This window comes from Geodermatophilus sp. CPCC 205761 (genome assembly GCF_051383655.1).
Taxonomy (GTDB): domain Bacteria; phylum Actinomycetota; class Actinomycetes; order Mycobacteriales; family Geodermatophilaceae; genus Geodermatophilus.
In genome coordinates, this window is record NZ_JALPKQ010000013.1 from 60,222 (window position 1) to 71,977 (window position 11,756).

General features: G+C 74.9%; 11 protein-coding genes. 6 read left to right on the forward strand and 5 right to left on the reverse strand.

Annotated features, from left to right (window positions below; translation table 11 throughout):
• Positions 1-60: 60 nt before the first annotated feature.
• The 3 genes from sepH to MY526_RS10285 all read right to left on the reverse strand — a co-directional run bounded on the left by sepH (position 61) and on the right by MY526_RS10285 (position 3,454).
• Positions 61-981, reverse strand: coding sequence for a septation protein SepH (gene sepH / locus MY526_RS10275; RefSeq protein WP_436703828.1), 921 nt, complete (start codon positions 979-981; stop codon positions 61-63).
• 130 nt (positions 982-1,111) lie between these two features.
• Positions 1,112-2,224: a phosphoserine transaminase gene (gene serC, locus MY526_RS10280; protein ID WP_436692502.1), complete on the reverse strand. Its 1,113-nt coding sequence runs from the start codon at positions 2,222-2,224 to the stop codon at positions 1,112-1,114.
• 99 nt (positions 2,225-2,323) lie between these two features.
• Entirely contained in the window at positions 2,324-3,454 is a 1,131-nt protein-coding gene (locus tag MY526_RS10285) for a citrate synthase 2 (protein WP_436692501.1), read from the reverse strand.
• 180 nt (positions 3,455-3,634) lie between these two features.
• Here MY526_RS10285 and pdxH point away from each other — a divergent pair, with 180 nt between their 5' ends.
• Together pdxH and MY526_RS10295 are read left to right on the forward strand one after the other, a co-directional pair.
• Positions 3,635-4,282, forward strand: coding sequence for a pyridoxamine 5'-phosphate oxidase (gene pdxH, locus MY526_RS10290; RefSeq protein WP_436692500.1), 648 nt, complete (start codon positions 3,635-3,637; stop codon positions 4,280-4,282).
• 239 nt (positions 4,283-4,521) lie between these two features.
• Positions 4,522-5,919, forward strand: coding sequence for an MFS transporter (locus MY526_RS10295; RefSeq protein ID WP_436692499.1), 1,398 nt, complete (start codon positions 4,522-4,524; stop codon positions 5,917-5,919).
• Between the two features lie 40 nt (positions 5,920-5,959).
• On the opposite strand, the gene MY526_RS10300 is transcribed toward MY526_RS10295, so the two are convergent.
• Positions 5,960-6,634: a UdgX family uracil-DNA binding protein gene (locus MY526_RS10300; RefSeq protein ID WP_436703829.1), complete on the reverse strand. Its 675-nt coding sequence runs from the start codon at positions 6,632-6,634 to the stop codon at positions 5,960-5,962.
• Positions 6,635-6,715: 81 nt separating this feature from the next.
• On the opposite strand from MY526_RS10300, the gene MY526_RS10305 reads away from it, so the two are divergent.
• From MY526_RS10305 to MY526_RS10320, 4 genes are all read left to right on the forward strand, one after another.
• On the forward strand, positions 6,716-7,633 hold the full coding sequence (locus MY526_RS10305) for an ABC transporter ATP-binding protein (protein ID WP_436692497.1): 918 nt from the start codon (positions 6,716-6,718) through the stop codon (positions 7,631-7,633).
• Positions 7,630-8,814: an ABC transporter permease gene (locus MY526_RS10310; protein WP_436692496.1), complete on the forward strand. Its 1,185-nt coding sequence runs from the start codon at positions 7,630-7,632 to the stop codon at positions 8,812-8,814. The genes MY526_RS10305 and MY526_RS10310 overlap by 4 nt, the downstream gene beginning before the upstream one ends.
• 39 nt (positions 8,815-8,853) lie before the next feature.
• Complete coding sequence (locus MY526_RS10315) at positions 8,854-9,831, forward strand: TIGR03557 family F420-dependent LLM class oxidoreductase (RefSeq protein WP_436692495.1); 978 nt, start codon at positions 8,854-8,856, stop codon at positions 9,829-9,831.
• Between the two features lie 78 nt (positions 9,832-9,909).
• Positions 9,910-10,767, forward strand: a complete 858-nt coding sequence (locus tag MY526_RS10320) for a tetratricopeptide repeat protein (protein WP_436703830.1) — start codon at positions 9,910-9,912, stop codon at positions 10,765-10,767.
• A 29-nt stretch (positions 10,768-10,796) separates the two neighbouring features.
• On the opposite strand, the gene MY526_RS10325 is transcribed toward MY526_RS10320, so the two are convergent.
• Positions 10,797-11,726 (reverse strand): SMP-30/gluconolactonase/LRE family protein, encoded by a 930-nt coding sequence (locus MY526_RS10325; RefSeq protein ID WP_436692493.1) that lies wholly within the window; start codon positions 11,724-11,726, stop codon positions 10,797-10,799.
• Positions 11,727-11,756: the final 30 nt, after the last annotated feature.

Sequence of the window (11,756 nt, forward strand, 5' to 3'; positions counted from 1 at the left end):
ACCTCCCACCCCGAGGGAGCGCCGGACACCTCCGGGCGTTCCCGCCGGTCAGCATAGGGGTCAGCGGTGCCGGCGGACCCCGAACACGATGTCCTCCCAGGCCGGGATGCGCGCCCGCGGGTCCTCGTCGTCGCCGCCCTCCCCGTCGCCGCCGGGGCGGCCGAGGACCACGGTGTCGTGCTCGGCGATGTCGTCGTCGAAGTCCACGGGAGGGTCGGTGCGGCGCTCGGCCGGCAGGACGTCGACCGGCGGTGCCGGGGTGGCGTCCTCGTCGTCGGCCGCCAGCCGGGAGGAGGCGGGGGCCGCCAGGCCGTCGTCGTCGGGGACGACGGCGACCGGCCGGCGGTACGCCGGCACCGGCCGCTCGCTGGGCACGTGCGGGACGACGCGGACCAGGCGGGTGCCCTCCGCGAAGTCGGTGGTGGCGGCGTCGACCGGGGTGACGGTGCGGGCCGGGAGGTCGTAGGCCCAGCGGGTGACGCCGGACTTGGCGCCGGCCTGCCACGCCGCGGTGACCTGCCAGCCGTCGGCGGAGCGGTGCGCGTCCCAGCGGACGGCGTCCAGGTCGGCGCCGAGCAGCCGCAGGCGCTCGGACATGAACTGCTGCAGCGGCACCGACGGCGTGCCCTCGGAGAGCCGCACCCGGGCCTCGCGGGCCTGCTCGGCGACCCGCTCGCGCTCCTGGAGGACGGGGTGGGCGAACCGCATGATCCGCTCGACCCGGATCCCGGAGGCCGCGGCGACCTGCTCGGGCGTCTCGCCGGCGCGGATGCGGGCCTGGATCACCCGCGGCGGGAGGCTGACGCCGATCTCCACGTCGATCTGGCCGAGCCGGCGGGCGTCGCCGCGGGCGGCAGCGCGGACCCGGTCGTCGATCGGCAGCTCGAAGCGCTCGCCCTCCTCACCGGACTCGGGGGTGTCCACGGTGAGGACGAGGCTCTGCCCGTCGTCGGAGAGTGCCACGAGGCGCAGCGTGCGCATGGGCGACCTCCTGGGGGCTGCACGTGTCGGACGGGGAGCCGGCTCGGGGGAGACAGCCCGGACGCGAGGCTATCCGCGGGCGGGGGAGCGGCTGCGCAGGCTGCCCGGCGTGGCGCGAACGGCCCCTCCCTCAGAGCTTCCCGACCACGTGGTCGATGCAGGCGGTGAGGGCGCTCACGTCGTCCGGGTCGACGGCGGGGAACATGCCCACGCGCAGCTGGTTGCGGCCGAGCTTCCGGTAGGGCTCGACGTCGACCACCCCGTTGGCCCGCAGCACCGTCGCCACCTGCGCGGCGTCCACCGAGTCGTCGAAGTCGACGGTCCCCACGACGTAGGACCGGTGGTCGGGGTCCTTGACGAACGGGGTCGCGTACGGCGACTGCTCGGCCCAGCCGTAGAGCCGGGACGAGGACTCCCGCGTGCGCGCCACGGCGCCCGAGAGCCCGCCGAGCGAGAGCAGCCAGCGGATCTGGTCGGCCAGCAGGAACAGCGTCCCGACCGCGGGGGTGTTGTAGGTCTGGTCCTTGCCGGAGTTGTCCACGGCGATCGACAGGTCCAGGAAACCCGGGATCCACCGCCCCGACGCCTTGATCTCGGCCACCCGCTCCAGCGCGTCCCCGGACATCAGCGCGATCCACAGCCCGCCGTCGGCGGCGAAGCACTTCTGCGGCGCGAAGTAGTAGACGTCGGTCTGCGAGACGTCGACCGGCAGCCCGCCGGCACCGCTGGTCGCGTCGATCAGCACCAGGGCGTCGTCCGTGCCGGACGGCCGCTGCACCGGGGCCATGACGCCGGTCGAGGTCTCGTTCTGCGCCCAGGCGTAGGCGTCGACGCCCTTGGCGGCCGTCGGCAGCGCCAGCGACCCCGGGTCGGCCTTCGCGACGACCGGGTCGGCGAGGAACGGCGCCTCGGCCACGCCGGAGGCGAACTTCGCGGAGAACTCCCCGTACGTGCCGTGCGCGCTGCGCTCCCGGATGAGGCCGATGATCGCCGCGTCCCAGAACGCGGTCGTCCCGCCGTTGCCGAGCACGACCTCGTACCCGTCGGGCAGGTCGAAGAGCTGGGTCAGCCCCTCGCGCACCTGCCGGACCAGGCCCTTCACCGGCGACTGTCGGTGCGAGGTCCCCATGAGCGAGGCGCCGCTGCTCGCCAGCGCCTCCAGCGCCTCGGGGCGGACCTTCGACGGGCCGCAGCCGAAGCGGCCGTCGGCAGGCAGGAGGTCGGCGGGGATGGTGATGCTCATCCGGGGGGACTGCCTTCTACGTGGGGTGGGGATGACGGGCGGCCTCCCTGCACGGGCCCGCCACGAGCGTGCGAGTGGCGGGGGCAGGGAGGCCCTCTCTCAGGCCGGCGTGGGCTGGTTGATGGCCTTGGTGGTGATGGTGTCGAAGCCCTCGACGTCCTCGGGCCGGCGCGCGTCCGGGCCGATGTAGCGCGCCGACGGGCGGACCAGCCGGCCGGTCTTCTTCTGCTCGAGGATGTGCGCGCACCACCCGGCGGTGCGGGCGCAGGTGAACATCGAGGTGAACATGTGGCTGGGCACCTCGGCGAAGTCGAGGACGATCGCCGCCCAGAACTCCACGTTGGTCTCGATCGGCCGGTCGGGACGGCGCTCGCGCAGCTCCGTCAGCGCGGCCTGCTCCAGGGCCAGCGCGGCCTGGAACCGCGGTGCGCCCAGCTCCTCGGCGGCGCGGCGCAGCACCCGGGCGCGGGGATCCTCGGCGCGGTAGACGCGGTGGCCGAAGCCCATCAGCCGCTCGCCCCGGTCGAGCAGGTCCTTCACGTACCGCTCGGCACTGTCGGACTGCTCGACGCCGTCGAGCATGTGCAGCACGCGGGACGGCGCACCGCCGTGCAGCGGCCCGGACATCGCGCCGATCGCCCCGGACAGGGCGGCCGCCACGTCGGCGCCGGTGGAGGCGATGACCCGGGCGGTGAACGTCGAGGCGTTCATGCCGTGCTCGGCGGCCGACGTCCAGTAGGCGTCGACGGCGGCGACGTGGCGGGGGTCGGGCTCGCCGCGCCAGCGGACCATGAACCGCTCGACGATGGTCGAGGCCTCGTCGATCCGCTTCTGCGGCACCGCGGGGATGCCGATGCCGCGGGCGGACTGGGCGACGTAGGACAGCGCCATGACGGCGGCCCGCGCCAGCTCCTCCCGCGCCTCGTCGGGGTCGATGTCCAGCAGCGGCTTGTAGCCCCAGATCGGGGTGAGCATCGCCAGCGCGGCCTGCACGTCGACGCGCACGTCGCCGGTGTGCACCGGGATCGGGAACGGCTCGGCCGGCGGCAGGCCGGGGCCGAACTTGCCGTCGACCAGGAGCGCCCAGACGTTGCCGAAGGTGACCTTGCCGACCAGGTCCTCGATGTCGACGCCGCGGTACCGGAGCGCCCCGCCGTCCTTGTCGGGTTCGGCGATCTCGGTCTCGAAGGCGATGACACCCTCCAGGCCGGGTACGAAGTCGTCGGCCATCTCGCATGCTCCTCTGCGCGCGGGACTCGTGCGTCCGTGGGAACGGCGCACGACTGCGACCAGACCCTAGGCCGTGCGAACGGGCCCGGAACAGCCGGGGCGGGGGAGGACGGCCCGCCCCGGCAGGGGGTTCGACGGCGGGGTCGCACCGCCGTCGGTGGCCGGTGACAGCATGGGTTCGTGCCCGACCTCTCCCGCATGCGCAGGGACTACGACCAGGAGGGTCTCCGGGAGGAGGACCTCGCCCCCAGCTGGGTCGAGCAGTTCGACCGCTGGTTCGGCGACGCCGTGGCGGCCGAGCTCCCGGAGCCCAACGCCGCGGTGGTCGCCACCGCCGACGCCGACGGCGCCCCGGACGCCCGCATCGTGCTCGTCAAGGGCTACGACGAGTACGGCTTCGTCTTCGGCACCAGCTACGCCTCGGCCAAGGGCGCCCAGCTCGCGGTCAACCCCCGGGCGGCGCTGGTCTTCCCCTGGCACGCCCTCCAGCGCCAGGTGCGGGTGGCCGGCCGGGTCGAGCGGGTGGGCGCCGCGGCGTCCGACGACCTGTGGGACCCCCGCCCGCGCGGTGCCCAGCTGGCGGCCGCGGCCTCGGTGCAGTCGACCGTCGTCGACTCGCGCGAGGAGCTGGTGGAGCGGCTGCGCCGGCTCGACGCCGGGACGCCGGAGGGCGGGGTGCCCCGGCCGGAGGCGTGGGGCGGCTACCGCGTGGTCCCCGACCGGGTCGAGTTCTGGCAGGGCGGCGTCGACCGGCTGCACGACCGGCTGCGGTTCGTGCGGGATGACGAGGAGGGTGGCGGCTGGATCGTCCAGCGGCTCGCTCCGTGAGCGGACAGGGGCGTGAGCATCGCAGCGAGGAACGAGCGAGGAGCGGAGCGCCCTGCGGGAGCGAACGGGGGGCCTGGTGAGCGCACAGGGGCGTGAGCATCGCAGCGAGGAACGAGCGAGGAGCGGAGCGCCCTGCGGGAGCGAACGGGGGGCCTGGTGAGCGCACAGGGGCGTGAGCATCGCAGCGGGCGCCGGCGAGCGAGGAGCGGAGCGCGCCGCGGGAGCGAGCCGGTGACCCGATGACTTCACCCGTCGACCCCGTCGAGGGTGGCGGCCCGGTCGAGGAGCCGGTGCCGGTGCCGGCGAGGCCCCAGCGCGCCTGGGCCATCGACACCACCCCGCTGCGCAACCCGGACTACCGGCGGCTGTTCTGGGGCGTGGCGGCGACCATGCTCGGCCAGCAGATGACGCTGGTCGCCGTCCCGTACCAGGTCTTCACCCTCACCGGCTCCTCGCTGCTGGTCGGCGTCACCTCGATCGTGGCGCTGGTCCCGCTCATCGTCTTCGGCCTGCTCGGTGGCGCCATCGCCGACTCCATGGACCGGCGCCGCCTCATGCTGGTCACCGGGGTCGGCTCCGCGGTGACCAGCGCGCTGCTCGCCGTCCAGGCGCTGCTGCCCGGCGGCGGGAACCTCTGGCTCCTGTGGGTCCTCACCGCCTGCGTCTCCGGCTTCAGCGCCGTCAACCAGCCGACCCGCAGCGCCGTCATCCCGGCCATCGTCGGCGCCGAGGGGGTGCCGGCGGCCAACGCGCTGGCGATGACGGTGCGGCAGGTGGGGGTCATCGTCGGGCCGCTGCTGGCCGGCGTCCTCATCGCCGTCGGCGACCTGTTCATCACCTACACCGTGGACGCGCTCGGCTTCGTCGTCGCCGTGCTGCTGCTGCGCGGCCTGCCGACGCTGCTCCCCGGCCGGGACGCCGGGCCGCTGCGGCTCGGCGCCGCACTGCGCGGCGTGTGGGAGGGCTTCGGCTTCCTGCGCACCCAGCCGGTGCTCCTGATGACCTTCGTCGTCGACATCATCGCGATGTGCTTCGCCTGGCCGCAGGCGGTGTTCCCCGAGCTGTCGGAGGGGCGGTACGCGGACTCGCCCAACAGCCTGGGCTGGCTGTACGCCGGGATCTCGATCGGCGCGCTGGTCATGGGGCTGACCTCGGGGTGGGTGTCGCGGGTCGACCGGCAGGGCGTCGTCGTGCTCGGCGCGATCGTCGTGTGGGGCCTGGCGATCATCGGCTTCGGCGTCGCGCCGTCGCTGTGGCTCGCCGTGCTGTGCCTGGCGGTGGCCGGGGCCGGCGACATGGTCAGCGCGGTGCTCCGGTCCTCGATGCTCCAGTTGGCCGCCCCCGAGGAGATGCGCGGCCGGATGCAGGGCGTCTTCCTCGTCGTCGTCGCGGGCGGGCCCCGGCTCGGGGACCTGCGGGCGGGCGCGATCGCCAGTGCGGCCTCGGTCAGCGCGGCGATGGTGTCCGGCGGCGTCGTGGTCGTCGTCGCGATGGCCGTCGTCGCGGTCGCCGTGCCGTCGTTCTGGCACTTCCGGGCGTCCCGGGCGGCCTACGCGGGCACGGCGGCGGGCGAGCCCCGGCCGGCCTCGCCCGCCCCCGAGAGTGGCGACGACCGGCCGGGGCACCCCGAATCATGACCGGATACGGACCGTTTCGCTTTCCCGGGGGGTGCCGGGCTCAGGCCAGCGCGTGCGCGACCACCCGGAGGTCGGCGACGAGGGCGTCGTAGGCGGCGTCGCGGGCCTCGTCCGGCGTCCGCAGGATCGCCGAGGGGTGCGTGGTGGCCAGCATCCACGTCTGGTGCGGGGCGTCCTCGTCGTCGTCGGCCGGGTCGGCGGCGGCCTCGGTGCCGGGCGGGGTCCACGGGACGAGCCGGCCGCGGTCCTTGGTGATCCGGAAGGACGGCGAGATCAGCGCCTTGGCCGCGGTGGCCCCGAGGCAGACCACGACCTCGGGCTGGAGGACGGCGAACTCCGCCTCCAGCCACGGCCGGCAGGCGCGCAGGTGCTCGGGACCCGGCGTCTGGTGGATCCGCCGCTTGCCCTTCTGCGTGAAGCGGAAGTGCTTGACGGCGTTGGTGACGTAGGCGTCGCGGCGGTCGATGCCGGCGTCGCCCAGTGCCTTGTCCAGCAGCCGGCCGGCCGGGCCGACGAACGGCTCGCCCTTGCGGTCCTCCTGGTCGCCGGGCTGCTCACCGACGAACACGATGCGGGCGGTCGGCGGGCCCTCGCCGAACACCGTCTGGGTGGTGCCCTGCCACAGCTCGCACGCCGTGCACCCGGCCGCGGCGGCGCGCAGCCCGTCCAGCCCGACCCCGGACGGCGGCTGTGCCGGGACGTTCTCCTCGCTCATGACCCGATGACACCCCAGTCGCGTGCGCGGCGCGACCTCGGCCGACCGATACGGTCGAGGAGCGGATCGGACGGAGGAACGGTGCTGGAGTTCGAGGGGCTGTACAAGACCTACGGGTCGAACCAGGTGCTCGAGGGGGTGACGTTCACGGTCGCGCCCGGGTCGATGTTCGGCTTCTGCGGCGCCAACGGGGCCGGCAAGACCACGACCATGCGGATCGCGCTGGGGCTGGCCCGCGCCGACGCCGGGGAGGTCCGCTGGCAGGGCCGTCCGCTCGACCAGGAGGTGCGGCGGCGGGTCGGCTACATGCCGGAGGAGCGCGGCCTCTACCCGAAGATGAAGGTCGGCGAGCAGCTGGCCTACTTCGCGCGGCTGCACGGTCTCGACGCCGCCGCGGCCCGCCGCGCCGCCGAGCACTGGGCCGAGCGGCTGGGCCTCGGCGCCCGCCGCGGCGACCAGGTGGAGAAGCTGTCGCTGGGCAACCAGCAGCGCGTGCAGCTCGCCGCCGCGCTCGTCAGCCGGCCCGAGGTGCTCATCCTCGACGAGCCGTTCTCGGGCCTGGACCCGGTCGGCGTGGACTCCCTGGCGGAGGCGCTGCTGGAGCAGGTCCGCGACGGCGTCCCGGTCGTGTTCTCCAGCCACCAGCTCGACCTGGTCGAGCGGCTGTGCGACTCCGTCGGCATCCTCGCCCGCGGCCACATGGTCGCCACCGGGACGGTCGCCGAGCTGCGCCGCCGGGAGGCCGGCCGGCTGCTGCGGGTCGTCGTCCCCGACGCGCCCGCGGGCTGGCCGGCCCTCCTGCCCGGCGTGCGGGTCGTCTCGCAGCAGGCCGGCGACACCCTGCTGGAGCTCGACGGCGGGACCGACGACCAGGCGGTGCTGGCCGCGGCGCTGCGCACCGGCCGGGTCACCCACTTCGCCTGGCGCGAACCGACCCTCGTCGAGCTCTTCCGCGAGGCCGTCGCCGACCCGGCTCCGCGCGAGCAGGTGGCGGCATGAGCGAGCCGGGGAACCCGGGCAGCGCGGCCCTCGTCCGGCTGGTCGCCGGCCGGGAGATCTCCAGCCGCATCCGGGACAAGAACTTCATCATCAGCTCGATCGTCATCGTCGTCCTCCTGCTGGGCCTGATGGCCTTCCAGGTCGCGGTCAACTCCGGCGGGGACGAGGGCCGGCTGGGGATCGTCGGCGACGCGAGCCGGCTCGGGCCCGCCGTCCAGGAGCAGGCGGCGACCGTCGGCGTCGCCGTCGAGGTCGTCGAGTACGCCGACGAGGCGACGGCCCACGCCGCGGTCGAGGACGAGGAGGTCGACGGCGCGCTGGTGGACGGTGCGGGGGCGAACCCCGAGCTGATCGTGCGCGAGCGCGACGCGACGATGGAGGCAGTCGTCAGCGGCGCGGTCACCGGGGTGGCGATCTCCGACCGGCTGCTCGAGGCGGGTGTCGACCTGCAGCAACTGCCCCAGGTCGCGGTGACGCCGCTGGCGGACGCCGAGGACGACGGCCAGCGGATCGTCGTGGCGGTCATCGGGGTCGCCGTCCTGTACGGCCTGCTCATCCTCTTCGCCCAGTTCGTCGCTCAGGGCGTCGTGGAGGAGAAGTCCAGCCGCGTGGTGGAGCTGCTGCTGGCCACCATGCGCCCGTGGCAGCTGCTCGCCGGGAAGATCCTGGGCCTCGGCGTCCTGGGGCTCGGGCAGATCGTCGTGATCGGCGTCGTCGGGGTGTCCGCCGCGCTGGCCTTCGACGTGGTCGCGGTGCCCGGCGAGCTGATCAGCACGGTGCTCACGGTCGTCGCCTGGTTCGTGTTGGGGTACGCGTTCTACGCCTCCGTGTTCGCCGTCGCGGCCTCCCTGGTCAGCCGGCAGGAGGACCTCGGCAGCGTGCTGACGCCGACGTCGCTCCTGCTCGTGGTCGGCTTCGTCGTCGCCTTCCAGGCCGCCGGCGACCCCACCAGCACGCTGGCCACGGTCGCCTCCTACGTGCCCGGGCTGTCGCCGCTGGTCATGCCGGTGCGGCAGGCCGCCGGGGAGGCCGCACTGTGGGAGGTGGCGCTGGCCGTCGTCCTCATGCTCGTGGCGATCGCGCTCATCGTGCGGCTCGGCGGGCGGGTGTACGCGGGGGCGCTGCTGCGCACCACCGGCAAGGTCAAGCTGCGGGAGGCGCTGCGCGCCGAGCGCGTGTGAACCGGTTGGGCGCAACCGGGCCCGGGTAGCCGCCGCCGCATGGCGATGCAGCTGGGCTACACGATGATGACCGAGCAGGCGGGGCCGAAGGACCTGGTCGCCCACGTGGTGGGCGCCGAGGAGGTCGGCTTCGACTTCGCGGTCAGCAGCGACCACTACTTCCCCTGGCTCGACGAGATGGGCCACGCGCCGCACGCGTGGACCGTCCTGGGCGCCGCCGCGCAGGCCACCAGCCGCATCCCGCTCATGACCTACGTGACCTGCCCGTCGTTCCGGTACCACCCGGCGGTCGTCGCGCAGAAGGCGGCGACGCTGCAGTTGCTCTCCGACGGCCGGTTCACCCTCGGCCTGGGCTCCGGCGAGAACCTCAACGAGCACGTCGTCGGTGCCGGCTGGCCGCCGGCCGACGTCCGCCAGGAGATGCTGGTCGAGGCGATCCAGATCATCAGCGACCTCTTCGACGGCGGGTACTGCAACATCCGGGGCGAGCACTTCGACGTCGAGTCGGCCAAGCTCTGGGACCTCCCCGAGCAGCGGGTGCCGATCGGCGTCGCCGTCTCCGGCGCACAGTCCTGCCAGATCGCCGGCGAGCTCGCCGACGCGATGATCGCCGTCGAGCCGAACGCCGAGCTCGGGGAGCAGTTCGACGCCGCCGGCGGGGCCGGCAAGCCCCGGATCGGGCAGATGCCGGTCTGCTACGACGCCGACCGGGACGCCGCCGTCACCCGCGCGCACACCCTGTTCCGCTGGTTCGGCCTCGGCTGGAAGGTCAACGCCGAGCTGCCGGACACCCCGGCGTTCGACTCGGCCAGCCAGTTCGTGCGGGAGGAGGACGTCGCGGCGAGCATCCCGTGCGGGGACGACGTCGACGCGGTGCTCGAGGCGGCGAGGGCCTATGCCGACGCCGGGTTCACCCACCTCGCGCTGGTGCAGATCGGTGGCGGGCACCAGGAGCCGTTCCTCCGCTGGAGCCAGGAGGAGCTGGTGCCCGCCTGGCGGGAGGCCTTCGGCGGGTGAGCCGGGGCACCTCCTCCTCGGGGTGAGACGCCACGGTCGGGGGACGACGCCGCCGCCGGCCGCCCTGATGATCACCGCATGGGGAAGGACCTGGACGGGCGCCTCCGGCGGCTGCGCGCCTGCCGGGACGCCGACGTGATCATCGAGCTGGGCTGCGACCTGGCCGATGCCGGGCGCGACCGGGACGCCGAACGCTGCTTCCGCCGCGCCGCCGAGCTGGGGGCTGCCCTGGGCTGGTTCAACCTGGGCAACAGCTTGGCTGCCCGCGGGCGGGTCGAGGAGGCCGTCGAGGCCTACGAGCAGGCCCTGGTCGGCGGCGAGGCCGACGCGTGGGTCAACCTCGGCCTGGTCCTCGAGGAGATCGGGGACCTGGCCGGCGCGATGCGCGCCTACCGCGGCGCCGGCCAGGCCGGCGACTCCGAGGGCGGGCTGCAGCTGGCCTTCCTCCTGCGCGAGCAGGGCGAGCACCAGCAGGCCCTGGCGGTGGCCGAGGAGGTGGCCGCGACCGGGGACGCCGGTGCCGCGGCCGTCGTCGCGTGCTGGCGGTGGGCGGCGACCGGCGACCTCGATCTGGAGGCCGACCTGCGGGCCGGGGCGGACCACTATCCCGGCGCCCGCACCGCGCTGGCCGCGCTGCTGCGCGCGACGGACCGGGTGGCCGAGGCCCGGTTCGCCCTCGAGCGGGGCGCCAAGCGGGGCGAGGCCCAGGCCTGGCTGCCGCTGGGCAACTTCTACGTCGAGGAGCTGTGCGACGTCGAGGCGGCCGAGGAGGCCTACCGCGCCGGCATCGCCGCCGGGGACAGCTACTGCCACCACAACCTGGCCGTGCTGCTCGCCGAGCGGGGCGACCACGACGGCGCGGTGGAGCACTTCCGGCTCGGCGCGGCCGACGGCGACGACCTGGCCGCGCGGGCGCTGCGCGACCTCGAGGGCTGAAGAGCGTCGGTTTCCGCGGAAACCGACGGCTACACCACCTGGCGGACTCCACCCAGCGGGCCGCGGTAGGGGAACGCCGCGGGTCCGGTGGGCCCCGGCCGGGCGGTGAACAGCCGGCCGGCGTCGGGCTGGGCCGCCCGCGCGGCGTCGTCCATGCCCTCGGTGGAGGTGCTGACCACCAGCAGGTCCCGGCCCGGGCCGGCGAACGCGCAGCTCGACGTCTGGGCCACCGGCACCTCGACGACGGCCAGCAGCTCGCCGTCCGGTGACCAGCGGCGGACCTGGCCGCCACCCCACAGCGCCGTCCAGAGGCAGCCGTCGTCGTCGACGGTCAGGCCGTCGGCGACGCCCTCGTCGCCGGAGAACTCCAGCAGCACCCGGCCGTTGGCGAACGTGCCGGCGGACACGTCGTAGTCGAAGGCGTGCACGACGCCGGGGCCGGAGTCGGCCAGGTAGACGGTGCGGTCGTCGGGGGACCAGCCGATGCCGTTGGAGACGGTGAGCCCGTCGAGCACGGTGGTCACCGTGCCGTCGACGTCCAGCCGGTACAGCGTCCCGCCGCCGGGCCGCTGGTCGAAGGCCATGGTGCCGGCGAAGAACCGGCCGGCGCGGTCGCAGGCGGCGTCGTTCATCCGCGTGCCGCCGCTCGCCTCGGTGCCGCCCTCGCCGGCGAGGGTCACCAGCACCCGCGCCGTCCCGTCGCCGGCCAGGTGGGTGAAGCCGCCGCCCGCGGCCAGCAGCCAGCCTCCGGCGGTCGCGGGGGCGACGGCGCCCACGGTGTCGCCGCCGGGGTGCACGGCCGTCTCGGTGAGGGTGCCGTCGGCGGCGACCGTGGCCCGGCGGACCAGGCCCGCGGCGATGTCCACCCACAGCAGCTCGGCGCGGTCGGCGTCCCACCGCGGGCCCTCCCCGTGGCGGGCGGGGGAGAGGTCGGCGGCGACGGCCCGGAGACGGTCCACGACGGGAGGATCTCCCCAGGACACCCGCTC